General features: G+C 73.2%; 23 protein-coding genes. 18 read left to right on the forward strand and 5 right to left on the reverse strand.

Annotated features, from left to right (window positions below; all coding sequences use genetic code 11):
- Positions 1–188 precede the first annotated feature (188 nt).
- From OHA30_RS28970 to OHA30_RS29005, 8 genes are all read left to right on the forward strand, one after another.
- Complete coding sequence (locus tag OHA30_RS28970; RefSeq protein WP_405785089.1) at positions 189–2,519, forward strand: tetratricopeptide repeat protein; 2,331 nt, start codon at positions 189–191, stop codon at positions 2,517–2,519.
- 316 nt (positions 2,520–2,835) lie between these two features.
- A complete protein-coding gene (gene ald / locus OHA30_RS28975) occupies positions 2,836–3,951 on the forward strand; it encodes an alanine dehydrogenase (RefSeq protein ID WP_328916819.1) in 1,116 nt (371 codons plus the stop codon).
- Positions 3,952–4,225: 274 nt separating this feature from the next.
- A complete protein-coding gene (locus tag OHA30_RS28980; RefSeq protein ID WP_405785087.1) occupies positions 4,226–5,272 on the forward strand; it encodes a ParA family protein in 1,047 nt (348 codons plus the stop codon).
- Positions 5,257–5,922: a hypothetical protein gene (locus OHA30_RS28985; RefSeq protein ID WP_328916820.1), complete on the forward strand. Its 666-nt coding sequence runs from the start codon at positions 5,257–5,259 to the stop codon at positions 5,920–5,922. Before OHA30_RS28980 ends, OHA30_RS28985 begins: the two co-directional genes overlap by 16 nt.
- Before the next feature lie 85 nt (positions 5,923–6,007).
- Positions 6,008–7,159 carry a segregation and condensation protein A gene (locus tag OHA30_RS28990; RefSeq protein ID WP_328916821.1) on the forward strand — a complete coding sequence of 384 codons (1,152 nt, stop codon included), beginning with the start codon at positions 6,008–6,010 and terminating at the stop codon, positions 7,157–7,159.
- A complete protein-coding gene (gene scpB, locus OHA30_RS28995; RefSeq protein ID WP_328916822.1) occupies positions 7,156–7,830 on the forward strand; it encodes an SMC-Scp complex subunit ScpB in 675 nt (224 codons plus the stop codon). Before OHA30_RS28990 ends, scpB begins: the two co-directional genes overlap by 4 nt.
- Complete coding sequence (locus OHA30_RS29000; protein WP_328916823.1) at positions 7,830–9,023, forward strand: pseudouridine synthase; 1,194 nt, start codon at positions 7,830–7,832, stop codon at positions 9,021–9,023. The genes scpB and OHA30_RS29000 overlap by 1 nt, the downstream gene beginning before the upstream one ends.
- A 58-nt stretch (positions 9,024–9,081) precedes the next feature.
- The gene (locus OHA30_RS29005; RefSeq protein WP_328916824.1) at positions 9,082–9,867 is read left to right on the forward strand and encodes a nucleotidyltransferase domain-containing protein; all 786 of its coding nucleotides are present in this window, start codon (positions 9,082–9,084) and stop codon (positions 9,865–9,867) included.
- A gap of 78 nt (positions 9,868–9,945) precedes the next feature.
- Here OHA30_RS29005 and OHA30_RS29010 read toward each other — a convergent pair whose 3' ends face one another.
- Positions 9,946–10,701 carry a nucleotidyltransferase domain-containing protein gene (locus OHA30_RS29010; protein WP_328916825.1) on the reverse strand — a complete coding sequence of 252 codons (756 nt, stop codon included), beginning with the start codon at positions 10,699–10,701 and terminating at the stop codon, positions 9,946–9,948.
- A 189-nt stretch (positions 10,702–10,890) separates the two neighbouring features.
- Between OHA30_RS29010 and aroH the strand changes: the two genes are divergently transcribed.
- From aroH to der, 5 genes are all read left to right on the forward strand, one after another.
- Positions 10,891–11,253 carry a chorismate mutase gene (gene aroH, locus OHA30_RS29015; RefSeq protein WP_328916826.1) on the forward strand — a complete coding sequence of 121 codons (363 nt, stop codon included), beginning with the start codon at positions 10,891–10,893 and terminating at the stop codon, positions 11,251–11,253.
- Positions 11,250–12,335 carry a prephenate dehydrogenase gene (locus OHA30_RS29020; protein WP_328916827.1) on the forward strand — a complete coding sequence of 362 codons (1,086 nt, stop codon included), beginning with the start codon at positions 11,250–11,252 and terminating at the stop codon, positions 12,333–12,335. Before aroH ends, OHA30_RS29020 begins: the two co-directional genes overlap by 4 nt.
- Positions 12,336–12,490: 155 nt before the next feature.
- Positions 12,491–13,168, forward strand: coding sequence for a (d)CMP kinase (gene cmk / locus OHA30_RS29025; RefSeq protein ID WP_328916828.1), 678 nt, complete (start codon positions 12,491–12,493; stop codon positions 13,166–13,168).
- 68 nt (positions 13,169–13,236) lie between these two features.
- Positions 13,237–13,821, forward strand: coding sequence for a lysophospholipid acyltransferase family protein (locus tag OHA30_RS29030; RefSeq protein ID WP_328918041.1), 585 nt, complete (start codon positions 13,237–13,239; stop codon positions 13,819–13,821).
- A 67-nt stretch (positions 13,822–13,888) separates the two neighbouring features.
- Complete coding sequence (gene der, locus OHA30_RS29035) at positions 13,889–15,346, forward strand: ribosome biogenesis GTPase Der (RefSeq protein ID WP_328916829.1); 1,458 nt, start codon at positions 13,889–13,891, stop codon at positions 15,344–15,346.
- A 25-nt stretch (positions 15,347–15,371) separates the two neighbouring features.
- Here der and OHA30_RS29040 read toward each other — a convergent pair whose 3' ends face one another.
- Complete coding sequence (locus OHA30_RS29040; protein ID WP_328916830.1) at positions 15,372–15,623, reverse strand: hypothetical protein; 252 nt, start codon at positions 15,621–15,623, stop codon at positions 15,372–15,374.
- Positions 15,624–16,697: 1,074 nt separating this feature from the next.
- Complete coding sequence (locus OHA30_RS29045) at positions 16,698–17,558, reverse strand: hypothetical protein (protein WP_405786038.1); 861 nt, start codon at positions 17,556–17,558, stop codon at positions 16,698–16,700.
- Between the two features lie 236 nt (positions 17,559–17,794).
- Here OHA30_RS29045 and OHA30_RS29050 point away from each other — a divergent pair, with 236 nt between their 5' ends.
- The 3 genes from OHA30_RS29050 to OHA30_RS29060 all read left to right on the forward strand — a co-directional run bounded on the left by OHA30_RS29050 (position 17,795) and on the right by OHA30_RS29060 (position 20,356).
- Complete coding sequence (locus OHA30_RS29050; protein WP_328916832.1) at positions 17,795–18,517, forward strand: LysM peptidoglycan-binding domain-containing protein; 723 nt, start codon at positions 17,795–17,797, stop codon at positions 18,515–18,517.
- Between the two features lie 257 nt (positions 18,518–18,774).
- Positions 18,775–20,040 (forward strand): glycosyltransferase family 4 protein, encoded by a 1,266-nt coding sequence (locus OHA30_RS29055; RefSeq protein WP_328916833.1) that lies wholly within the window; start codon positions 18,775–18,777, stop codon positions 20,038–20,040.
- A 97-nt stretch (positions 20,041–20,137) separates the two neighbouring features.
- Positions 20,138–20,356, forward strand: coding sequence for an I78 family peptidase inhibitor (locus OHA30_RS29060; RefSeq protein WP_328916834.1), 219 nt, complete (start codon positions 20,138–20,140; stop codon positions 20,354–20,356).
- On the opposite strand, the gene OHA30_RS29065 is transcribed toward OHA30_RS29060, so the two are convergent.
- Complete coding sequence (locus tag OHA30_RS29065; RefSeq protein ID WP_328916835.1) at positions 20,313–21,323, reverse strand: phosphatase PAP2 family protein; 1,011 nt, start codon at positions 21,321–21,323, stop codon at positions 20,313–20,315. The genes OHA30_RS29060 and OHA30_RS29065 overlap by 44 nt on opposite strands.
- A 413-nt stretch (positions 21,324–21,736) precedes the next feature.
- Here OHA30_RS29065 and OHA30_RS29070 point away from each other — a divergent pair, with 413 nt between their 5' ends.
- Positions 21,737–23,320: an MFS transporter gene (locus OHA30_RS29070; RefSeq protein ID WP_328916836.1), complete on the forward strand. Its 1,584-nt coding sequence runs from the start codon at positions 21,737–21,739 to the stop codon at positions 23,318–23,320.
- A 61-nt stretch (positions 23,321–23,381) separates the two neighbouring features.
- Positions 23,382–24,572, forward strand: coding sequence for an acyl-CoA dehydrogenase family protein (locus tag OHA30_RS29075; RefSeq protein WP_328916837.1), 1,191 nt, complete (start codon positions 23,382–23,384; stop codon positions 24,570–24,572).
- A 168-nt stretch (positions 24,573–24,740) separates the two neighbouring features.
- On the opposite strand, the gene OHA30_RS29080 is transcribed toward OHA30_RS29075, so the two are convergent.
- The gene (locus tag OHA30_RS29080; RefSeq protein WP_328916838.1) at positions 24,741–25,184 is read right to left on the reverse strand and encodes a cell division protein SepF; all 444 of its coding nucleotides are present in this window, start codon (positions 25,182–25,184) and stop codon (positions 24,741–24,743) included.
- Positions 25,185–25,373: the final 189 nt, after the last annotated feature.

The following is a 25,373-nucleotide window of genomic DNA, read 5'->3' on the forward strand; positions in this document are numbered from 1 at the left end:
GTTCGCTTCGCGGGGGTACGGGGGGTACGGCCGCTGTGGTGGCTGCGGTCAGGGGGCCGTGGGCGGCGGGATGATCCGATGGGGTGATCATTGAGGTCCCCGGCCGCGTCGGACCCTGGGGATGTGTGCCTGCTGTGAACTAGGCTCGGCGCACGCGACGACCACCTCACCAGCCGGGAGCGTGCCCCGTGACGGACCAGGCGCTCAACCCGCCGCCGGCGCCGTCCGCCGGGCCGGCCGAGGCCGAGGCCGCGCCCTCGGCGGCCGTGAGCGCCACGCCGGCCGAGGCCGCTCCCGTCACGTCCGCCGGCGCCGCTTCCGTACCCGCCGGGCCTGTTCCTGCCGGACCCCGGTCCGCCGGGCCGAGCCGCGGCGCCCCGCCCGCCCGTCCCGACGCACCCGCCGCTGCCGGGCGCCCGTCCGCCGCGGGAGGCGGCGGCGGGCGCGTCGGGACGATGCCCGCCGGGGGCGGGTTCTTCGCCGGGCGGGAACGTGAGCTGGGCGAGCTGCGGGGCGAGATCGAGCGGCCCGGGCTCGGCGCGGCGGGCAAGGCCGGGGCCGCGCGCGCCCGGGTGCTGCTCGTCGTCGGACGCCCCGGCGTCGGCCGGACCGCCGTGGCCCTGCGGCTGGCCCGGGAGGTCGGCGACGCGTACCCCGACGGGCACTTCTTCGTACGGCTGACCGCCCCCGGCGGGGACCCCGTACCGGTCCGCCGCGCCGCGCGCACCCTGCTGCGGGCCCTGGACGCCAAGGCGGTCGGGACCGACGCCGTCGAGGCCCTGCGCGCGGCCACCGCCGGGCGGCGGCTGCTGCTCGTGCTGGACGACGTACGCCACTCCGACCAGCTCGCCCGGCTGCTGCCGGAGGCGCCCGGCAGCCTCGTCGTGGCCACCTCGGACGGTCCGCTGCCCGGCGTCCCCGACGTCCGACCGTGCACCCTCGGCGGGCTGGACACCCCCGCGGCCCTGGAACTGCTCGCCCACACCATCGGCGACACCCGCGTCACCAACGACCCGCGCGCCGCCGAGAGCCTTGTCCAGGAGATCGCCGGCCACCCCACCGCGCTGCGGCTGGTCGCCGCCTGGCTGGCCGCCCAGCCCCGGCTGTCGGTCTCCGACGCGGCCGCCCGGCTGCGCGCCACCCCGGCCACCCCGTTCGTCCGGCCGCCCGAGCGCGCACCGGCCGCTGCCGGCGACAAGCCGCCGGCCTCCGGCAAGCGGTCGGCCGTAGCCACGGACAAGCCCTCCGCCGACAAGGCCGCGGCCTCCGACACGCCCCGCGCCAGCGCCCCCGCCGAGCTGACCCGCGCCTTCCGGGTCGTCTACGAGGACCTGCCGGCCACCGCCGCGCGGATGCTGCGGCTGCTGGTGCTCGCCCCGGCCGGAGCGGTGGACGCCCAGGTCGCCTCCGCGCTCGCCGGGTGCTCGGTGGCGGCCGCGCAGAGCACACTCGACGACTTCGTGGGCAACGCGCTGCTCTCCGGCGGCCCGGAGGAGTGCTACCAGGTCCCCGGCTGCCTGGAACCGCTGCTGCGCGGGCTGGTGGAGAGCACCGACCGGCCCGAGGACGTACGCCTCGCGCGGGCCCGGATGCTGGAGCGGACCGTACGGCTGCTGGAGGCGTGCCGTGCCGCGCTGGAGGGGGAGGAGACCCCCGGCGACGGGCTGCCGCGAGCCCTGCGCTTCGCGTCCTCCCCGGCGGCGGCCGACTGGCTGCGCTCCCGGCTGCCCGCGCTCAAGGCCGCCGCCCGGGCCGCCGTGGCGGACGGCGAACTCGACACCCTGGCCCGGCGGCTGATCGCCGCGCTCGTCCGGGCCCTGGTCGCCTTCCCCGGCGGCGGCACGATGGCCGCCGAGCGCTATGAACTCCACCGCCTCGTACTCGGCGTCGCCGAGCGCCGCGGGCTGCACCGGGAGAAGGCCGCGGCCCTGATCAACCTCGCCGACCTGGACGCGGAGGCCGGCCGCGGCGACCAGGCGATCGAGACGTACCGCCGGGCCCTGGACGCGGCCAGGGTGTGCGACGACACCGAGGCCGAGGGCCGGATCATGGAGGCGCTCGGCAGCACGTACCAGGAGCGGCGGGACCTGGCCCGCGCCTCCGACTGGTTCGGCCGCGCGCTGGCCCTGCGGCAGGCCCGCGGGGAGTTCGTCCAGCAGGCCAGGCTGCACGCCAGGATCGGCTCGGTCCTGACCTACCTCGGCCGTTACGGGCCCGCACTGCGGGAGTGGCGGTCGGCCGCGCGGGTCCACCGGCGGCTGGGCGACCTCGCCTCGCAGGCCCGCGCGCTGACCGAGGCGGCCAGGGTCCAGGAGTACGCGGGCCACCCCGAGGACGCGCTGCGGAGCTGCCGTGACGCGCTCTACTGGGCCCGGCAGGCCGGTGAACGCCGCCTTGAGGCGGCGGTGCTGCTGCGGCTCGCCGACACCCTGGAACGGCTCGGTGACCAGGGCGGCGCCCGGCTCCAGCGCGCGGCGGCCCGGCGGCTCTTCCGCCCCGGCGAGTTCCCCGACCTCTGAGCCCGCGCGAGCCCCGTCTGCGGGGCCCGCTGCCCCCGCGCGCCTCGCCCGCGGCCGCCCGCTGACCTGCCGACCTCGCCCTTTTCACCCTCCCGGCGCCGCACAGCCTACGAAACAGCCAATGGTCTGTGAAAAACCTGCCACTTTGTAAGGCTGGACAGCGGCTCTTCCTTCACTAAACTGTTCCCGCCGCGCACAACGCGGACAGGTCCGGATGTGTCGTGCCAACAGGCAGCATGTCGGGACTGACTTCGGTGTTCCCGAATTCGCCGTTTTACCCTTCCTGTCGTCCCTGAGTGCAAGGACAGTGATCCACGTGAAGGTGGGCATCCCCCGCGAAGTCAAGAACAACGAGTTCCGCGTGGCCATCACCCCGGCCGGCGTGCACGAGCTCGTCCGCAACGGTCACCAGGTCGTCGTCGAGGAAGGCGCGGGCGCCGGCTCGTCCATCCCCGACGAGGAGTACATCGCGGCGGGCGCGGGCATCCTCGCCACCGCCGACGAGGTGTGGACCGCCGCCGATCTGCTGCTGAAGGTCAAGGAGCCGGTCGCGGAGGAGTACCACCGCCTCCGCAAGGACCAGACCCTCTTCACCTACCTCCACCTCGCCGCCTCCCGCGCGTGCACCGACGCGCTGCTGGAGTCCGGCACCACCGCGATCGCCTACGAGACGGTCGAGACCGCGGGCCGCCAGCTGCCGCTGCTCGCCCCGATGTCCGAGGTGGCCGGCCGGCTCGCCCCGCAGGTCGGTGCCTACCACCTGATGCGCTCGGCGGGCGGCCGCGGCGTGCTGCCCGGCGGCGTGCCCGGCGTGGTCTCCGGCAAGGCCGTGGTGATCGGCGCCGGCGTCTCCGGCTGGCACGCCACCACCATCGCGCTCGGTCTCGGCTTCCATGTCACCCTGCTCGACAAGAATGTCGACAAACTCCGCGAGGCCGACAAGGTGTTCGGCAACCGCGTGCAGACCGTCGCCTCCAACGCATATGTGCTCGAACAGGCCGTGCTCGACGCCGACCTCGTCATCGGCGCGGTGCTGATCCCCGGCGCCAAGGCGCCCAAGCTGGTCAGCAACGAGCTGGTGTCGCGGATGAAGCAGGGTTCCGTACTTGTCGACATCGCGATCGACCAGGGCGGCTGCTTCGAGGACTCCCGTCCGACCACGCACGCGGAACCGACCTTCACCGTGCACGACTCGGTGTTCTACTGCGTCGCCAATATGCCCGGCGCGGTCCCCAACACCTCGACGTACGCGCTGACCAACGCCACGCTGCCGTACATCGTCGAGCTGGCCAACCGCGGCTGGCGGGACGCGCTGCGGCGCGACCCGGCGCTCGCCCTCGGTCTCAACACCCATGAAGGCCAAGTGGTGTACGGCCCGGTGGCCGAGGCGCACGGTCTGGACACCGCGGAACTGGCCGCTCTGCTGGGCTGATTCGGCACTTTGTGCCAACTCCGCACGCACGGCCGGGTCTTGTCAGTCGAGACCCGGCCGTGCGCGTGGTTTCGCCCTTGACAGGCGGGCGTTCGATTGCCGACACATCGTGCCGTGTCCGGCGGATTGTGTTGCTGTGAACCACCGACACGCCATAGAGTCGCGAAGCGTCGGCTGTAGTCACGCCGACCTGTCTAGAAGTTTCCTGGTCACCAAGGAGGTAAGACGACTTGTGAATGAGTCGACATTTGCTCCCGGGGGTGGTCAACCAGGAATGACCGTCGGTTCCGTCGCGGTCCGCACCTTCGAGTCCCGCCGACCCGAGACGCTCTCAGCGACCCAGCCTGCTTACGCCATGACGCCTTACAACGACGACATCGACCTGCAGGACGGTCAGTTCTACGACCCGGACGCGGAGTACGAGCCGGACCCGGAGTACGCGGCCACGCTCGCCCCCGACGCCGCCCGCCAGCGCCGTGAGCGCGTGGGACCCACCGGCCGCCCACTGCCGTACTTCCCGATCCCGAACCCCCTCACCGACCACGGCCCGGCGAAGATCGTCGCGATGTGCAACCAGAAGGGCGGGGTCGGCAAGACCACCTCGACCATCAACCTGGGTGCCGCGCTCGCCGAGTACGGACGCCGGGTGCTGCTTGTCGACTTCGACCCGCAGGGCGCGCTCTCGGTCGGCCTCGGGGTCAACCCGATGGAACTCGACATCACGGTCTACAACCTGCTGATGGAACGCGGTCTCGCGGCGGACGAAGTACTGCTCAAGACTGCCGTGCCCGGCATGGATCTGCTGCCCAGCAATATCGACTTGTCGGCAGCCGAGGTCCAGTTGGTCAGCGAGGTGGCCCGTGAGTCCGCGCTCCAGCGCGCCCTCAAGCCGCTGCTGGCCGACTACGACTACATCGTGATCGACTGCCAGCCCTCCCTCGGTCTGCTCACCGTGAACGCGCTGACCGCCGCGCACTCGGTGATCGTGCCCCTGGAGTGCGAGTTCTTCGCGCTGCGCGGTGTCGCGCTGCTCACCGAGACCATCGAGAAGGTCCGCGAGCGGCTCAACCCGGAGCTGGAGCTCGACGGCATCCTCGCCACGATGTACGACTCGCGCACCGTGCACAGCCGCGAGGTGCTCGCCCGCGTGGTCGAGGCGTTCGACGACCATGTCTTCCACACCGTGATCGGCCGGACCGTACGGTTCCCCGAGACCACGGTGGCCGGCGAGCCGATCACCACCTACGCCTCCAACTCCGTCGGCGCGGCCGCGTATCGCCAGCTCGCCAGGGAGGTGCTCGCCCGGTGCCACGCCGAGTGAGTCTGCCGGGCGCCGACGAGCTGTTCCGGACCACCGGCGGGGCCTCGCTCCAGGCACCGCAGCCGCGGCAGCACAACGGCGCCGAGGCGCAGGGCGACCCGCGGCTGCGGTCCGTCCCCGGCGGCGGGGACGGCGAGGGCCAGGAGACCGAGGGCGCGTACCACCCCGGCGACGAGCGGCCCGCAGGCGAGCGGGAGGACGACGGCGGCGCCGAGCACGGCGGCCGGGACGTCCCGCAGGCCCGCAGGGCGCTCACCGCCGAGCGGGGCACCCCGTCCTCGGTACCGGCCGTGCCGCCCATGCCGCCCGTGAACGCCAACCACCAGAACCAGCAGCCGCAGAAGGCACAGCCGCCGATCACCGCGGTGCCGCAGCAGCCCTCCCAGCAGGCCCAGCCCGGCTCCCGGCGCAAGGCCCCGAGGCAGAACCGGCGTCCCAGCGGGCGCGAGCGGCACGACGAGAAGATCACCGTCTACGTTTCCGCCGAGGAACTGATGGACCTGGAGCACGCCCGGCTGGTGCTCCGCGGCGAGCACGGACTGGCCATCGACCGGGGCCGGATCGTCCGCGAGGCCGTCGCCGTGGTCCTGGCCGACCTGGAGTCGCGCGGCGACGCGAGCATCCTCGTACGGCGTCTGCGGGGACGCTGACCCGCGGCGCTTCCCGTGCGGGGTCCGCCGGTCCCGGACCCGGGCGAGGTAGCCTGCCGTCCTGATCCCCGCACCCAGGACCGCGATGCCCACCACCACGCCCGCCGACCCGGACCGCCCCCGCCGCCCGCTGGGCCGGGGCGGGAGGGCGCTGCCGCGCGGGGTGCCGGACGCGGAGCCGTACGAGCCGGTGGCGCCGGAGCCGGTGGGTCCCGAGACGCCCGCGCCGGAGCCCGCACCGGAGCCGTACGAGGCGGCGGTCCCCGAGACGCCCGTGCCCGCGGCTCCCACGGCGGACGGCGAGCCCGTAGAGCCCACCGAGAGCGTCAAGTCCGCCGAGGCCGCCGACGGCGGGAACCGCTTCACCGTCCGGCTGGCGAACTTCGAGGGCCCCTTCGACCTCCTCCTCCAGCTGATCTCCAAGCACAAGCTGGACGTCACCGAGGTCGCCCTGTCCAAGGTGACCAATGAGTTCATGGCCTATCTGCACGCCATGGGCCCGGACTGGGACCTCGACCAGACCACCGAGTTCCTGGTCGTGGCCGCGACCCTGCTCGACCTCAAGGCCGCCCGGCTGCTGCCCTCCGCCGAGGTCGAGGACGAAGGCGACCTCGCGCTCCTGGAGGCCAGGGACCTGCTCTTCGCCCGGCTGCTCCAGTACCGCGCGTACAAGCGGATCGCCGCGATCTTCGCCGAGCGGCTGGAGGGCGAGGCGCTGCGTTGGCCCCGTACCGTCGGCCTGGAACCGCAGCACGCCGAACTGCTGCCCGAGGTCGTGCTCAGCGTCGGCCCCGAGCGGTTCGCCCGGCTCGCGGTCAAGGCGATGCAGCCCAGGCCGAAGCCGCAGGTGTACGTGGACCACATCCACGCGCCGCTGGTCAGCGTCCGTGAGCAGGGCGAGCATGTGATCGCGCTGCTGCGCGAGCTGGGCGCGGCCACCTTCGGGGAGCTGACCCGGGACGCCCCCGACACCCTCACCGTCGTCGCGCGCTTTCTGGCCCTGCTGGAGCTGTACCGGGAGAAGGCGGTGGCCCTCGACCAGGAGGAAGCCCTCGGTACGCTCCAGGTCCGGTGGACCGGCGCCGCCGACCCGTCGGCGGCGCCGCTGGTGACCGACGAGTTCGACCAGGAGGCGGCGGCGAAGCCCACCAGGCCCGCGCCCGCCGCGAAGGAGCCCGCCGACCCGGCGCCGTACCCCGCGCCCGACCCCCCGGCGCCGAATGGAGAGCAGCGATGACCGACGTGGCCGATGTGACCGCCGCCACCCCGGGCGACCCGCCCCCGGCCGGCCTGCTCGCCGCCGAGATCGCCGGGCTCGACCTCAAGCCGGCCCTGGAAGCCGTCCTCATGGTCGTGGACGAACCCGCCACCGAGGAGCATCTGGCCAAGGTGCTCGACCGGCCGCGCCGCGCGGTCGGCAAGGCGCTGCGCGAGCTGTCCGACGACTACACCCGCGAGGGCCGGGGCTTCGACCTGCGGCTTGTCGCGGGCGGCTGGCGTTTCTACACCCGGCCCGCCTTCGCGCCCGCCGTCGAGAGGTTCGTGCTCGACGGCCAGCACGCCCGTCTCACCCAGGCCGCGCTGGAGACGCTGGCGGTCGTCGCGTACCGGCAGCCGGTCAGCCGTTCGCGGGTCTCGGCGGTGCGCGGGGTGAACTGCGACGGCGTGATGCGCACCCTCCTCCAGCGGGGGCTGGTCGAGGAAGGTGGGACGGAACCCGAGACAGGTGCGATCCTGTACAGGACGACGAACTACTTCCTGGAACGTATGGGCCTGCGCAGCCTCGACGAGCTGCCCGAGCTCGCCCCGTTCCTGCCGGAGGCGGACGCGGTCGAGGCGGAGTCCCAGGAAGGGCTACCGTCGTTCGACCCGGACGCACCGGACGACACCTCGACTACGGAAACTTGATGCGAAGCAGCGACAGGAACAGCGGCGGCAACCGGAACCCCCGGAGCGGCAACGGCGGCGGCTCCGACCGGCGGGGCGGGGGCTCGGACCGGCGCGGTGCCGGCGGCTCCGACCGGCGCGGGGGGAGCTCCGACGGGCGCGGTGGCTCCGCCGGGCGTGGCGGCCCCGCCGACCGCCGCGGCGGCAGCGGCGGCCAGGAGCGGCGGGCGGACGCTCCTCCGCAGCGCCCGAGCAAGCCGCGTCCCGAGGAGCGCCGCTACGACGTCGGCACCACCGGCCAGTCCGGTGCGAACAAGCCCGGCGGCATGCCTCGTACCAAGGGCACCGGGGCTCCCCGGCCGACCGGCAACCGTGGCCGCAAGCCGGTGCCGGCCCGCCCCCGTGAGCTGGAGGCGCAGATCGAGGAGCGCAACCGCGAGCGGCACAGCAAGCCGCAGGTGAAGCTGCCCAAGACCTTCCCCGGCGCCGAGCAGGAGGGCGAGCGGCTGCAGAAGGTGCTGGCCAGGGCCGGTATGGGCTCGCGCAGGGCGTGCGAGGAGCTGATCGACCAGCACCGGGTCGAGGTCAACGGGCGGATCGTCACCGAGCAGGGCCTGCGGGTCGACACCGAGCGGGACGAGGTGAAGGTCGACGGGCTGACCGTCGCCACCCAGTCGTATCTGTTCTTCGCGCTGAACAAGCCCGCCGGTGTCGTCTCCACGATGGAGGACCCCGACGGCCGTCAGTGTCTCGGCGACTACGTCACCAACCGCGAGACCCGGCTCTTCCACGTCGGGCGGCTGGACACCGAGACCGAGGGCCTGATCCTGCTCACCAACCACGGCGAGCTGGCCCACCGGCTGACACATCCGCGGTACGGCGTCAAGAAGACGTATCTGGCCGCGATCCAGGGCCCGTTGCCGCGCGACCTCGGCAAGCAGCTCAAGAGCGGCATCGAGCTGGAGGACGGCTGGGCGCGCGCCGACCACTTCCGTGTCGTGCAGAACACCGGCAAGAACTACATGGTCGAGGTCACCCTGCACGAGGGCCGCAAGCACATCGTGCGGCGGATGCTCGCGGAGGCGGGCTTCCCCGTCGACAAGCTGGTCAGGACCCACTTCGGTCCGATCCCGCTGGGCGACCAGAAGTCCGGCTGGCTGCGCCGCCTCACCAACACCGAGGTCGGCATGCTCATGCGCGAGGTCGAACTGTAGGCGCCCGACCGCCGGTAAATCCCGCGCGGCCAGGGCGGTCCCCGGCTTGGATGGCCCCATGACCATCCAAGCCGACCCCCTGCGCCGCGCCGGTGTCCCCGACCTCGTCCCGGTCGTCACCGATTTGCTCGGCCGGGGCCACCCGCTGCTCTTCGTGACCGTCTCCGGCGCGCATCTGTACGGTTTTCCGTCCGTGGACTCCGACGTCGATCTGCGCGGCGCCCATCTGCTGCCGCTGCGCGAGGTCATCGGGCTGTACGAGGGCGAGCAGACCCAGAGCCGGATGTGGCGGCGGGACGGTCTGGAACTGGATCTGGTCACCCACGATCTGCTGAAGTTCGCCCGCCTGATGCTGCGGCGCAACGGCTACGTCCTCGAACAGCTGCTGTCCCCGCTGGTCGTCCACACCACCGACACGCACGCCGAACTCGCCGCCCTGGCGCCGGGCGTGCTCACCTCCGGGCACGCCCACCACTACCGCGGCTTCGCGGACACCCAGTGGCGGCTGTACGGGAAGACCGGGGAACTCAAGCCGCTGCTCTACACCTTCCGGGCGCTGCTCACCGGCATCCATCTGATGCGCAGCGGCGAACTCCAGGCCCATCTGCCGACGCTGCTCGGCGAGGTCACGGCCCCGCCCTACGTCCCCGACCTGATCGCCCGCAAGGCCGACGCGGAGCACGGCCCGGCCCCCGATCTCGGCGCCGACCGGCTGAGCACGGACATCGAGGCCCTGCACTCCGTCCTGACCGAGGCGCGGGCCGGCTCGGCGCTGCCGCCGCTCCCCACCGCGCAGGACGCCCTGCACGACCTGGTCGTCCGCACCCGGGAGGCCGCCGTATGACCGGCCCGGCCGCCGTACGACCGGTCCGGTCCGTGGGGCCCGCTCGGTGAGACCGGGCCTACGCGGGCGAGACCGGGCCTACGCGGGCGCGGCCGAGGCGCGGCGGACGCGGTGCAGGAAGTCCTCGACCCGGGCCTGGTCGGGCTCGGCGGGCAGCGGAGTACGGTCGGCGGCCGCGTCGGCCTCCTCGTGCAGGGCGCGCATCCAGGTCCGCACCTCCGCCCAGGTGCGCTCGCCGCGCCTGACCGCGAGCAGCGGCTCGCGCTGGTCGCCCACCTCGATCGAGAGACGGCCGGTGCGCAGCAGGTCGCGGCAGCTGATCAGCAGCCGCAGCGTGTGCATCGCGTGCTTCCAGCGCGGTTCGCCGTGATTGCGGATGTCCGCCTCCAGCTTGTGCACCTGCTGGGCCGCGTAGCCGCGGAAGGTGCCGTCCACCCGGCGGGAGAGGAACGCGCCGCGCAGATCGAGCAGTTCGCGCCCGGTCGGGTCCGCCCGCTCGACCAGCGGCGAGTGCAGGCACTCCAGCAGATTCGGGTTGGCCCGCAGCGCCAGCAGGCAGAAGCGCTCCAGCTCCCAGGAGAACTCCTCGTCCCGCGGCCCGGTCACATGCGTCGGCGGCTTGTCGAACCGCCAGAACAGCGGGGTCGGCGCGACGAACACCCCGCGCCGGTCGATGTCACTGGCGTCCGTGGCCAGCCCGAAGGCGCGCGAGCCCATCACACAGGCGTACACCGTGTGCTCCCTGACCAGGTCGTGCCCCGGAAGATGTCCGGGAGCGGCCGCCGGCCCGGGCCCCGGGCCAGGCCCCGGTGCCGGTCCCAGCGATTCGCGCATGGTGGCGATTATGGCCAGAAACGGCGGCCGGGCGCCGGAGTTTCCCCTGCTTCACCGGGGGATCATGGTGGACGGGGGGCGCAAGGGGCGCATGGATGCCCCGTCTCGAACTGCGGGCTCCCGTCTCACCGGGCCCCACCCCTGGCTACCCTGGTCGGGCAGCCAGTACGCACCCGAAGGAGCCCCGACGTGGCGGTACGAGCGGTCCGCGGCGCCGTCCAGCTGGAACGGGACGAAGCCGCACACATGCGGGAGCAGGTCACCGAGCTGCTCACCGCCCTTCTGCGCCGCAACCGCTTCACCGTGGACGATCTGATCAGTGTGATGTTCACCGCCACGCCCGATCTGCACAGCGACTTCCCGGCGGTGGCCGCCCGCAAGCTCGGCCTCACCGATGTGCCACTGGTCTGCGCGCAGGAACTGGACATCGAAGGAGCCATGCCCCGGGTCGTCCGCGTCCTGGCGCACGTCGAGTGCGACCTGCCCAAGTCCGAGATCGTCCATGTGTACCTCGGCGCCGCCTCCGCACTCCGCAAGGACATCGCCCAGTGAGAACCGCCCTGGTCATCGGCACCGGTCTGATGGGCACCTCCGCCGCCCTCGCGCTGACCGCCCGCGGCGTCGACGTGTACCTCAGCGACCACGACGAGTCCACCGCCCGTACCGCGGCCGCCCTCGGCGCGGGGGTCGCCACACCGCCCACGGAAACGGTCGACCTGGTGATCGTCGCCGTGCCGCCCGCCCATGTGGCCACGACCCTCGCCGACGCGCTGGACCGGGACCTGGGCCGCGGCTATCTGGACGTGGCCAGCGTCAAGGGCGGCCCGCGCCGGGACCTGGAAGCCCTCGGCTGCGACCTCAGCCGCTACATCGGCACCCATCCCATGGCGGGCCGGGAGCGCTCGGGGCCGCTGGCCGGCACCGCCGACCTCTTCGAGGGCCGCCCCTGGGTGCTCACCCCCACCGCGGCCACCGACACCGAGGTGCTCAACCTCGCCCTGGAGCTGGTCGCGCTGTGCCGCGCGGTCCCCGTGGTGATGGACGCCGAGGCCCACGACCGCGCGGTCGCCCTTGTCTCGCACACCCCGCAGCTGATCTCCAGCATGGTCGCCGCCCGGCTCCAGCACGCCGAGGACAGCGCCGTACGCCTCTGCGGTCAGGGAATACTCGACGTCACCCGGATCGCCGGTTCGGAACCGGGCATGTGGATGGACATCCTTGCCGCCAACCCCGGCCCGGTCGCCGACGTGCTCGGGGAGATCGCCACCGACCTCGCCGAGACCGTCACCGCCCTGCGCGCCCTCCAGAGCGCCGACGACGACAAGCGGCGGGAGGGCACGGTGGCCGTCGCCGACATACTGCGCCGGGGCTACGCGGGCCGCGCGAAGGTCCCCGGCAAGCACGGCGCGGGACCGAAGGCGTACGAGACCGTCGCCGTCCTCATCGGCGACCAGCCCGGCGAGCTGGCCCGGCTCTTCGCCGACGCGGGCGCGGCCGGGGTGAACATCGAGGACGTCCGTATCGAGCACTCCACCGCACAGCAGGCGGGCCTGGTCCAGCTCATGGTCGAGCCGCGCAGCGCCCCCACCATGGCCGCGGCCCTGCGCGAAAGGGGCTGGGCGCTGCGGCAGTGAGCGGCCCCTGCCGGGAGCGCGCGCCCGCTTCGGGCGCCCTCCGGCCGGGTGGGCGGCAGAGGGAGGTGCCGGGGGCCGGTAACCTTGGGGGATGGCATCCGGCGTCGGCCGGCCCGCCTCCACCCCGCTTCCGTGCACGAGGAAGGCCAACCGCTGTGGCAAATCCGGTGATCGTCGCGATCGACGGCCCCTCCGGCACGGGCAAGTCCAGCACATCGAGGGCGGTCGCCGCCAAGCTCGGGCTCAGCTACCTGGACACCGGCGCGCAGTACCGGGCGATCACCTGGTGGATGCTGAACAACGGCGTGGACGTCGACGACCCGGTGGCCGTGGCCGACCAGGCGGGCAAGCCGGCGATCGTCTCCGGCACCGACCCCGCCGCGCCCGCCATCACCGTGGACGGCCTGGACGCCGCGGGCCCGATCCGCAGCCAGGAGGTCACCGCCGCGGTCAGCGCCGTCAGCGCGGTCCCCGAGGTACGGGCCCGACTGGTGGAGGTGCAGCGCGCGGTGGCCGCCGCCGCCCCGGCCGGCATCGTCGTCGAGGGCCGGGACATCGGCACCACCGTGCTGCCGTCCGCGACCGTCAAGATCTTCCTCACCGCCTCCGCCGAGGCCCGCGCCGCCCGCCGCAGCGGCGAGCTCAAGGGCGCGGTGAGTGTCGCCGACACCCGGGCCGCCCTGGTCAGGCGTGACGCGGCCGACTCCGGCCGTACCACGTCCCCGCTGGCCAAGGCCGAGGACGCCGTCGAGGTCGACACCACCGAGCTCTCCCTCGATCAGGTCATCGAGTGCGTCGTGACTCTGGTCGAGGAGAAGCGGGCCATCCGGTGACCTCCCAGCAGGCCGCCGTGCCCAGCGCGCGCGGAGCGGCCGTCGCGCGCGGCATCGGCATCGGCCTGATGAACGGCCTGTGGCGCCCCCGCGTGCTCGGCGCCTGGCGGGTGCCCCCGGCCGGCCCCGTGATCCTCGCGGGCAACCACAGCCACAACATCGACGGCCCGATGCTCATCGGCACCTCCCCGCGCCCGGTGCACTTCCTGGTGAAGAAGGAGGCGTTCGTCGGCCCGCTGGACCCGTTTCTGCGCGCGATCGGCCAGGTCGAGGTCGACCGCCACAGCGCCGACCGTACGGCGATCGCCTCCGCGCTCGGTGTGCTGGAGCGCGGCGGTGTGCTCGGCATCTTCCCCGAGGGCACCCGCGGTGACGGCGACTTCGCCGAACTGCGCGCGGGCCTGGCCTACTTCGCGGTCCGCTCCGGCGCGCAGGTCGTGCCCGTCGCGGTGCTCGGCAGCGCCCGCAAGGGCGCGCTGGTGTCCGCGCTGCCGCCGCTGCGGGCCCGGATCGACGTCGTCTACGGCGAGCCCTTCGCCGCGGGTGACGGCAGCGGACTGCGCACCCGCAGCGCCCTGGACGCCGCCACGCGGCGCGTCCAGGAGCGGCTGACCGCGCACCTGGCCGACGCCCGGCGGATCACCGGCCGCTGAACCACATCGGTCGCCGCAGCACCCGGTGCGGCGGCGACCACCACTTGTTGATCGACGGAGAGACCTCATGGACCAGGGAAACGAGCACGGCGACATCGGCGCGCTCGGCGACGCCGAATACGCCGAGTTCATGGAGCTCGCCGCCGAGGAGGGCTTCGACCCCGAAGAGGTGGCCGACGACCTCGCGGGAGCCGGCCACGGACCGCTGCCGGTGCTCGCCGTCGTCGGCCGGCCCAATGTCGGCAAGTCGACGCTGGTGAACCGGATCATCGGCCGCCGCGAGGCCGTCGTCGAGGACCGGCCGGGCGTCACCCGCGACCGGGTCACGTACGAGGCCAACTGGAACGGTCGCCGCTTCAAGATCGTCGACACCGGCGGCTGGGAGCAGGACGTCCTCGGTATCGACGCCTCGGTGGCGATGCAGGCCGAGTACGCCATCGCCGCCGCCGACGCCGTGGTCTTCGTGGTGGACGCCAAGGTCGGCGCCACCGACACCGACGAGGCCGTCGTGAAGCTGCTGCGCCGCGCGGGCAAGCCCGTGGTGCTGGCCGCCAACAAGGTCGACGGGGCCTCCGGCGAGGCCGACGCCGCCGCGCTGTGGAACCTCGGCCTGGGCGAGCCCTTCCCGGTCTCCTCGCTGCACGGCCGCGGCACCGGCGACCTGCTCGACGCCGTCATCGAGGCGCTGCCCGAGGCGCCCGCCATGACGTTCGGCGACGCCATCGGCGGCCCGCGCCGGGTCGCCCTGATCGGCCGCCCCAACGTCGGCAAGTCGTCCCTGCTCAACAAGGTCGCCAATGAGGACCGGGTGGTCGTCAACGAGATCGCGGGCACCACCCGCGACCCGGTGGACGAGCTGATCCAGCTGGGCGGCGTCACCTGGAAGTTCATCGACACCGCGGGCATCAGGCGCCGGGTCCACCTGGCCGAGGGCGCCGACTACTACGCGTCCCTGCGTACGGCGGCGGCGCTGGAGAAGGCCGAGGTAGCGGTCATCCTGGTCGACGCGAGCGAGACGCTGGCCGAGCAGGACACCCGGATCATCTCGATGGCCGTCGAGGCGGGCCGGGCCGTCGTCATCGCCTACAACAAGTGGGACCTGATGGACGAGGAGCGCCGCTACTACCTGGAGCGTGAGATCGAACGCGATCTTGTCCAGGTGCAGTGGGCGCCCCGGGTCAATGTCTCGGCCTCCACCGGCCGGCACATGGAGAAGCTGGTCCCGGCCATCGAGACGGCGCTGGCGGGCTGGGAGACCCGGGTGCCCACCGGGCGGCTCAACGGCTTCCTGGGCGAGCTGGTGGCCGGCCACCCGCACCCGGTACGCGGCGGCAAGCAGCCCCGCATCCTGTTCGGGACGCAGGCGGGCACCAAGCCGCCGCGGTTCGTGCTCTTCGCCTCCGGCTTCCTGGAGGCGGGCTACCGGCGCTTCGTCGAGCGCCGGCTGCGCGAGGAGTTCGGCTTCGCCGGGACCCCGATCCAGGTGTCGGTACGGGTCAGGGAGAAGCGCGGCCGCAAGAAGTAGCGGGCAGCCGATACGGCCGGGGCGCTCAGCGCGGCCGGTTGTCGGGACGGCCCGGTGGCAGTGCCGCCGGGCCGTCCTCGTCACCGCGGTGCCTGCCGCCGGGGGAGAACGGCGGATACTGCGCCTGCCAGGACGTGAACCCCTTGAACTGCAACGACTCCTCGCCGCTGCGGTCGCCGGGGAGCGTGCGGAAGAGCCTTCGGTACTCGGAGTAGAGCGCGTCGTAGATGGGCGTGCCCGAGCCGCCGGCCGCCGCCGAGTCCTGCGCGCTGCGCATGGACGGGATGGCGCGCTGATACGGGGCCCGGCCGGAGGCGTCAAAGGTGTGCACGTATCTGCCAACGAGGGGGATCTGCCCCGGGATGCGGGCCGAAGGGCTGAATCGCCGATCTCCGACTGCGTCAAGCCACCCCGAACGCCGAGCGCGCGGGTCGCCTCCCGGCTGGGGGACTGAGGCCGTCGCCCGCAGCGCAGTCTTTCCCGCCGCGACGGCGGGACGGCGTACGGCGCGTGCCGGCGGTGCCGGACTTGGGGTGCGGTTCCGCGTCCCGGCGTGGCGGCGGGAGATGGGCGCGCGTGCCGCCCCCGGCGGGGGTTCTGTCGGGAGCCGGGAACCTGTGCCCGGAGGGCAGTCTTTGCCGCCGGGACGGCGTATGGCGTGGACCGGTGGTGCCGGACCCGGCGTGCGGGCAGTACGGCACCGCCGAGATCCGCCGTTTCGCGTCCCGCCGCGGCGGCGGGAGATGGGTGCGTACGTCGGCCCTCCGGCAGGGGCTTCGCCGGGAGCCGGGAGCCTTTGCCCGAAGGGCAACTGTCCGCGTCCCTGCATCGTCTGCTGCTGCTTCCGGCCGGTGATCGTTGCCCGGAGGGCAGTTTTTGCCGCCGCGATGGTGGGACGGCGTACGGCGTGGACCGGTGGTGCCGGACCCGGCGTGCGGGCAGTACGGCACCGCCGAGATCCGCCGTTTCGCGTCCCGCCGCGGCGGCGGGGGATGGGTGCGTACGTCGGCCCTCCGGCAGGGGCTCCGCCGGGGGCCGGGAACCTTTGCCCGGAGGGCACTGTCCGCGTCCCTGCATCGTCTGCTGCTGCTTGCGGCCGGTGATCGTTGCCCGGAGGGCAGTTTTTGCCGCCGCGATGGTGGGACGGTGTACGGCGCGTGCCGGCGGTGCCGAACTCGCCGTGCGGTCCCGCGTCCCGCCGCGGCGGCGGGAGACGGGCGCGCGTGCCGCTCCCCGGCGCGGGTTCTGCCGGGAGCCGGGAACCTGTGCCCGGAGGGCAGTCTTTGCCGCCGCGGCGGCGGGGGGAGGGCGTACGGCGGCGCTGTGGTGGGGTCGGGCCGCCGGTAGGCGGTTATGTGCCGGAGAGCGGCATCGTCGCCGCCACCAGCAGGCCCCGGGCGCAGGCCCGGGCCAGCGCGTCGCGCATCAGGTCCTCGCGCGGCTGGCGGCCGACCGCGCCGGCCGGGCCCGCGTACACGTACACCTCATTGGTGCGGCCGACCGCCGCCCGCCAGCCGTCGCTGACCTGGAGCGGCTGATGGGCCTGCCACCACGCGGTGGCCGGGCCGCCGCCGACGCCGGGCTGGAGCACCGCGTGCAGCTTGCCCATCGCCAGCAGCACCGACCACCCGGCCAGCGGCGACGGCCGCGCCTCCAGGTCGAGCTGCGGTACGAAGCCCTGCTCGATCAGCAGCGGCAGGAAGTCGTCGCCCCCGCCGGTCGCGCCCACCCGGGCCACCGGACCGGTCGGCTCGACCACCAGGGCCGGCCGCAGCTGCTCCTCGACGATGATCAGCCCGCAGGTGATGCCCAGCACCGCCTGCCGGGGCCCGGCCGCGGGCACCTCGGCGGGCGCTGGCGCGGGCGCGGGCGCGCCGACGCCCGGAGCACCCTGACCCCCGGGTCCGCCCCGACCACCCTGGGAGCCCCCGGCGTCACCGCGCCCGCCGATCGAGATGCTGCGCACAGCGCCCTGCAACTGCGCCTCCGAGACCGGCACGACCTGCGAGGGAATGCACGCCGCGTGCGCGAACGCCAGCACAGCGGTCTCGTCGCCGACGAACAGCACGGTGCTGGTCCGCTCCTGGCCGGTGTCGCCGGGGGTCCGGCAGGACGTGCAGTCGTACGTCCCCGGCGCGTTGTCACCCGCGAGGAGGCGCAGCGTCTCCTCCTCGCCGATCTCGGCTCGTACCTCGTCGCTCACGTCGAGCATGGGCGCCACGGGAGTCTCCTTGGAAGTGCGGTGGTGCGGTCACACGGTCCGGACGATCCGGCGGCCGGGCCTGCCCGGCGCACAGTGACAACGGACGGCCCGACGCGGGAGTCACGGTCTGGGCGGCCCTGATTCCGCCGTTCGCGGGTCCCGGGTGTGGTCCACCCGGGTGGGCGGGCGGCACGGCGGGCCGTGTTGCCGGGGGAGTGGGGCGAGACCGTGCCTAGCGTGGCCTGATGATCGAACTGTCGAATAATCGTCAAATCGATATCAGGCGAGGCGCACTCGCCCGCACCCACGGCACCCGTGCCGCCGGGGTGCTGGCCGCCCTCGGTGCCGTCGCCCTGCTGCCGCTGCTCGCGCAGCCCGCCGCGGCCGCCGGAACCGGGCGCCGGGCCGCCACCGTACCCGCCGGCGTCGTCCAGGTCCTCCCGCCGGCCGACGACGTCCCGCAGGCCGCCCCGGCCCCCGTCGCCGCGGCCCCCGCCCCCGAGGCCCCCGCCGTCGCGGCGCCGCAGGACACCCCCGCGACGGCCTCCTCCCGGGACCGGTCGGTCTGGGACGACATCGCCATGTGCGAGAGCAGCGGCGACTGGCACATCAACACGGGGAACCACTACTACGGAGGTCTGCAGTTCTGGCAGCCCACCTGGGTGCAGTTCGGCGGCCTCAAGTACGCCCCCCGCGCCGACCTCGCCACCCCCGAGCAGCAGATCGCGGTCGCCGAGGAGGTCCTGCGGGTCCAGGGCTGGGACGCCTGGCCGGTCTGCGCGCGCCGCGCCGGCCACACCGGCCACGCCCACCCGGTGCACACCGTCAAGGAGGGCGAGTCGCTGTCCTCCATCGCCGAGGACTACCACGTCGACGGCGGCTGGTGGTCGCTCTACCAGCTCAACAAGGACGTGATCGGCTCCGACCCGGACGAGATCGAGACCGGAACGGTGCTGTCGCTCTCCTGACCCCGTACCCCCGCCGCTCCCGGCCGCCCGGCTGAGCGCGGCCCCTCCACCATCACCCCGTCACCTGTCGCCCCCGGCCGCGCAGTCGCGTGCGGCCGTCCATCCGCTCCCGCCGGCCCCGGCCGCCGCCGTGCCCCGGAACTCCCGGGCAGCTCTCGGCTGTTGCTAGGGTCGGCGGAGAAGCCCGTCGGCCCGCTCCCGCGCGGTGACACGCGGGAGACAAGGCCGGGCGCCCGGCCGGGCGACTTGGGACACGTATGCGCATCACTTTCCTGATCCACACGGCGTACGGCATAGGCGGCACCATCCGCACCACGTGCAATCTGGCCGGCCAACTCGTCGGCGAGCACGAGGTGGAGATCGTCTCGGTCTTCCGCCACCGCGACGATCTGGTCTTCGACTTCGATCCGCGTATCCGGATGCGGTATCTGGCCGACATCCGGAAAAGCAGCCCGGACAGCGTCCTCGACCACCCGCTGCACGCGCGGCCGTCGGCGGTCTTCCCGTCCTCCGACAGCCGGAGCGCGATGTACAGCGCGCTCACCGACGAACTGATCGGCGCCACGCTGGCGGAGCTGGACTCCGACGTGGTCGTGGGCACCCGGCCCGGCCTCAATGTGCACCTCGCCCGCCAGGCCCCGCGCCGGCTGGTCCGGGTCGCCCAGGAGCACCTGACCCTGGACACCCACCCGGCCCGGCTGGTCCGCACGCTGCGCCGCGGCTACCCGGGCCTGGACGCGGTGACCTGCACCACTGTGGCCGACGCGGCCGCCTACCGCAGACGGCTGCCGGGCGTTCCGGTCAGCGCCGTGCCCAACAGCGCGCCGGCCAGTACGCTCCCGCCCTCGGACTGCTCGGCGCCGGTCGTGGTGGCGGCCGGCCGGCTGGCCGAGGGCAAGCGCTACGACGACCTGATCCGGGCCTTCGCCACCGTCCGCGCCGCCCGCCCCGACTGGACCCTGCGGGTGTACGGCTCGGGCCCCAAGCGCGCGAGCCTGGCGGCGCTGATCAAGGAGCTGGACGTCGGCAAGCATGTGACGCTGATGGGCCCGGTCTCCCCGCTGGAGCCGGAGCTGGCCAAGGCGTCGGTCCTGGCCGTCACCTCCACCGTGGAGTCCTTCGGGATGACCATCGTGGAGGCCATGCGGGCCGGACTGCCGGTGGTGTCCACCGACTGCCCGCTCGGTCCGCGCGAGATCATCACCGACGGCGTGGACGGGCTGCTCGTACCGCCGGGGGACGTCGACGCCATTGCGGCCGCCCTGCTCGCCCTGGCCGAGGACGACGAGCGCCGCCGGGCCATGGGCCGCGCCGCGCTGGCCTCCGCCGAGCGCTTCGACCCGGCCAGGATCGCCGACCGCCATCTACGGCTCTACCAGTCGCTGCTGGCCGCCAGGTCCCGGCGGGGCGCCCGGCTCAGCGCCGCGCTGCGGGCGGGCGTCGGCCGTACCCTCGGCGCGCTGCTGTCGGGGCGGGATCTGGCCCGGGCGATGGCCGGAAAGGTCCGCCGCCGCCTTCGATGAACGACGGCGCCGGCGGAAATTGTGCGAATACTGTGCGTGAGCTGTGTGCCCGCGCCAATAAGTGACCGGCGGGTATTCACCGAATACCGTGGCGGGTATGGCGCCGCTACCGAACCCTCCGGGAAGCAATCCGCACGACGACCTCGACGCGTATGTCGGCCTGGCTCAGCCCGAAGCCGAACGCCGGGCCCGCGAGCGCGGCTGGACCACCGTGCGCAGTCTGCCGCCCGACTCGGTGGTGACCATGGAGTACGTGGTCGGGCGGCTGAACTTCACCGTGGACGCGGGCCGCGTCCGGCACTGCTGGCTGGGCTGAGCGGAGGCGCCGGGCGGGCCGGGCGCTCCACCGGCGGGCGGCGGCTGCCGACCGGGGTGAGCGGGGTGCGCTCGTGGTGGCGGCCGCCGGGCGGGCGGCCGGGGGCGTGCGGGGCGTTGGCGCCCGGCGCGGTGGCCGTCACGGTGCCGCGCGGCAGGGCGCCGACCGTCTCCCGGTCGGGCTCGTTCTCCTCGGCCGGCGGCGGCATCAGCGCAGGACCGGTCACCGCGTCGGCCCGCGGGTTCCCGCGGACGCGGGACCAGGCGGCCGTCAGCCATTCCTCCATCCGGGCCATGGTGGGCTCCAGCCAGGGCAGCGCCAGCAGGATCAGCAGGCCAGCGGCCCAGCCGAGCAGGACGTCGCTGACCCAGTGCGTACCGAGGTAGACGGTGGTCGCGCCCACACCGAGCGCGAGCAGCGCGCTGGCCACGGAGCCCAGCCGCCTGGCCCGCGGGGTGGTGGCGAGATAGGCCAGAACACCCCAGGTCACCACCGCGTTGGCGGTGTGGCCGGACGGAAATATATCCCCGCCGGCGAACATCTCCGCGGAGCCCACACTCGTCGCGTAATGCGGACCGAGCCGGCCGAGGCCGTATTTCACGGCCCCCACGGTGATGTTCAGCAGCAGCAGGGAGGTGCCGAGTACGAGCAGCGGATGCAGGGTCCGGTGCCGCCAGGCCCGCCAGCCGAGCCAGGCGAGCACCATCACGGCTGTGGGACCGCGCTGGCCGAGCACCACGAAATAGTCCAGAAATGCATGGATTTGCGGCCATTGCTTGTAGGGACGCCAGAGCATCACCTGCCAGTCGAGCGTCACCAACTTGGAAGTGGTGAGAACGCCGACGACGATCGCCACATAGGCAACCACGGTCGAACCGAACAGCCATACGCGTGTTCGGCTCATCCGCGGCAGGTCGCGGCTGGTCGGGCTCTCCGCAGCGCGGTGGAGCCTCTCATCGGTACGCACTCAATCGACGTTACAGCGTGTGACGGCTTAGGTCGTCTGAACGGCCTGCTTTGTAATGACGATGTGATGTGGAGTGGGTCTCACCACTCCATTGGGGGACGCGGATTGGGATGAATGGGAGGAGGTCGTGGAGTTTATGTTCGGGCGTTGGTACTCACCGTTGCCGTCTTCTTATTTATTGCTTATTTCCCTCCTTCTTTCTCTGACGTTCCCCGCTGTTCTCCGGCGTTTCCCGTCCCGCGGGCGGGATCCGAGGCCCGCGCGGGCCCCCGCGAACCCGCCGCCGGACGCTCGCCGGTCACCGCTCAGGGGCGTGACAGGCCGTGACACGGACCGCGTTCGGCCATGGCGCTCTCGCGTACGCTGGCGACGACTCACCCGTTCGAGGAAGCAGTGGTCGTGGAGGTACGTCTATGACGCGGCCCGTCAGCCGGTGGACCATCCTGGTCGTCCTCTGCGCCAGCCTGCTGATCGTCGCCCTCGACGCGACCGTGCTGCACGTGGCGGTGCCCGCGCTGACCGAGGACCTGCGGCCCGGCGGCCAGGAGCTGCTGTGGATCGTGGACGCCTACCCGCTGGTCGCCGCCTCCCTGCTGATCCTCTTCGGGACCCTCGGCGACCGGATCGGCCGCCGCAAGGTCCTGCTGATCGGTTACGCCCTCTTCGGCCTCGCCTCGGCCCTCGCCGCCTTCGCGCCCGATCCGCACGTCCTGATCGCAGCCCGGGCCCTGCTCGGCGCGGGCGGCGCGATGATCATGCCCGCCACCTTGTCGATCCTCCGGCAGGTCTTCCCCGACCGGCGCGAACGCGCGACGGCCATCGGCGTGTGGAGCGCGGTCGCCGCCGTCGGCGCCGCGGTCGGCCCGGTGCTCGGCGGCTTCCTGGTCGAGCACTTCTGGTGGGGCTCGGTCTTTCTGATCAACATCCCGCTGATGGTGGTGATGCTGCTGCTCGGCCGACTGCTGCTGCCGGAGTCCCGGTCCGACACCGCCGGTCCCTGGGACGTCCGAGGCGCGCTCACCGCGGCCGCCGGCCTCCTCGGCGTGGTCTACGGGATCAAGCGGTTCGGCGGCGGCGCGGGCCCGCTGCACCCGGCCGTCTGCCTGCCGCTGCTGCTCGGCGCGGCCCTGCTGACCCACTTCGTACGCCGTCAGCGCCGCCGTGAGCACCCGCTGATCGACGTGCGGATGTTCCGGCAGGCCGCCTTCTCCACCTCCGTGGGCTGCATCGTGCTCGCCATGCTGGCCCTGGTCGGGCTGGAACTCATCGCCGTGCAGTATCTCCAGCTCGTACTCGGACTGAGCCCGTTCGAGACCGGGCTGCGACTGCTGCCGCTCACCTTCGCCGCCATGGGCGCGGGACTGGTCGGCGCCCGGGTGCTGCGCCGCTTCGGGCCGCGCCGGATGGTCGCGGCCGGCTTCGCGCTCACCGCGCTCGCCGTGCTCTCGCTGACCGCGATGGGCCAGAGCGACCGGCCCTGGCTGCTCACCACCGCCTTCGTGCTGCTCGGCTTCGGCCTGGAGACCACCCTGTTCGGCGCCTACGAGTCGATGCTCAGCGAGGCCCCGGCCCACCAGGCGGGCGGCGCGGCGGCCATCGGGGAGACCTCGTACCAGCTGGGCGCGGGGATGGGCATAGCGCTGCTCGGCAGTGTGATGAACGCCGCCTATGCCCCGCACGCCACCGGGGTGAGCGCCGCCGACACCAGAGCGGCGGGCAACTCGCTCGGCGAGGCGTACGACGTGGCCGACCGGCTCGGCGGCGGCTCCGGCGCGGCCCTGCGGCACGCGGCCCGCCACTCCTTCGTCGCGGGGATGCATCTGACGCTGCTGGTCAGCGCCGCGCTGCTGTGCGTGGGCGCGCTCGCCGCGCTGCGGCTGCCGAAGGTGATGGAGTGCGGGCTCCGCGGAACACAGGCGGCGGTGTCCCAGGACGCGTCCGCTCCCGTACGGCAGGGGACGACCCCGGCCGTACGCGCTGGACGTGCGGCGGACTGAGCCGTAACGTCGGCGCCGACCGGGGATTACCACTGCTAGTTTTTTGGCCGGAGGTCCAGCCATGCCCGCCGACAAGCCGTCCTTCGACCCGTACGACCCGCTCGGTCTGGACGACCTGCTGACCCCCGAGGACCTCGCGGTCCGCGACACCGTACGGAGCTGGGCGAGCGACCGGGTGCTGCCGTACGTCGCCGACTGGTACGAGCGCGGTGAGCTGCCCGTCATCCGTGAACTGGCCCGTGAACTCGGTGCCATCGGCGCGCTCGGCATGCCGCTGACCGGCTACGGCTGCGCGGGCGCGAGCGCCGTCCAGTACGGGCTCGCCTGCCTGGAGCTGGAGGCCGCCGACTCCGGTATCCGCTCCCTGGTCTCCGTGCAGGGTTCGCTCGCCATGTACGCGATCCACCGCTACGGCTCGGAGGAGCAGCGGCAGCGGTGGCTGCCCTCCATGGCCGCGGGCGAGGTCATCGGCTGCTTCGGCCTCACCGAGCCCGACCACGGTTCCGACCCGGCCGGCCTGCGCACGCACGCCAAGCGCGACGGCTCCGACTGGGTGCTCAACGGCCGCAAGATGTGGATCACCAACGGCTCGGTCGCGGGCGTCGCGGTGGTGTGGGCGCGGACCGAGGAGGACGGCGTACGCGGCTTCGTCGTCCCCACCGACACCCCCGGCTTCTCGGCCCCCGAGATCCACCACAAGTGGAGCCTGCGGGCCTCGGTCACCAGCGAACTGGTCTTGGACGACGTACGGTTGCCCGCCGACGCCGTGCTCCCCGGGGTCACCGGGCTGCGCGGGCCGCTGAGCTGTCTCAGCCACGCGCGCTACGGGATCGTGTGGGGCGCGATGGGCGCGGCGCGCAGCAGCTTCGAGACCGCGCTGGAGTACGCCGGGAGCCGGGAGCAGTTCGGCCGGCCGATCGGCGGCTTCCAGCTCACCCAGGCGAAGCTGGCCGACATGGCGGTCGAACTCCACAAGGGCATCCTGCTCGCCCACCACCTCGGGCGGCGGATGGACGCGGGACGGCTGCGGCCGGAGCAGATCAGCTTCGGCAAGCTCAACAATGTGCGCGAGGCGATCGAGATCTGCCGTACCGCGCGGACGATCCTGGGCGCCAACGGGATCTCGCTGGAGTACCCGGTGATGCGGCACGCCACGAATCTGGAGTCCGTGCTGACCTATGAGGGCACGGTCGAGATGCACCAACTGGTGCTGGGCAAGGCGCTCACCGGGCTCGACGCGTTCCGCGGGTGAGGCGGGCCCGCGCGTCGCGCGGCCCGGTGAGGGCCTTGGTCGGTTCGGTCGGTTCTGGTCGCGGTGTCTTCCGGGGGGCGACCCCCGGACCCCCGGGAGGGGCGCCGTTCGGTTCTGGTCGCGGTGTCTTCCGGGGGGCGACCCCCGGACCCCCGACAGAGGTGCCGTTCAGTTCTGATTGAAGAAGCCGTCGCCGACGCGGCGGGTGTCGGCGTTCATGACCGAGTAGTCCGCCGGGGTGAGCAGGAAGACCCGGGTGGCGACGCGCTCGATGGAGCCGCGCAGCCCGAAGGTGAGGCCGGCCGCGAAGTCGACCACGCGCTTGGCGTCCGCCGACTCCATACCGGTGAGGTTGACGATCACCGGCACGCCGTCGCGGAAGAGCTCGCCGATACCGCGTGCGTCCCGGAACCCGTCGGGGGTCACCGTGGCGATCCGACGGCCTTCCTCGTGAGCCGACTCGGCGGCGACCCGGACCCGTGGATCGGTCACCCATGTGTCGGCACGCTCGGAGCCCTCGCCGTAGTCGGCGTACTCCTCGTCGTAGTAACCCTCGCCGCTGTTGTCGTCGACGAGGCCCAGCCAGGCACTCGCCCGTCGAACCGAACCCATGGACGCCTCCTCTCTCACACGCGGTCGGTACCGTCCGCAGTCCTATCGTCATCCATGATGCTCGCGATGCGCCAAAGGGATAGCCGCCACGCAGGCGACTTGTGACGGTACTGACACACACGATAGTGGCGTACCGTCAGCGCGCGGCAGGTGTAAGCGGGGTGACGGTTCGATGGGAACGTGCTTCAC

This window comes from Streptomyces sp. NBC_00223 (genome assembly GCF_036199905.1).
In the GTDB taxonomy this organism is placed as follows: Bacteria; Actinomycetota; Actinomycetes; order Streptomycetales; family Streptomycetaceae; genus Actinacidiphila.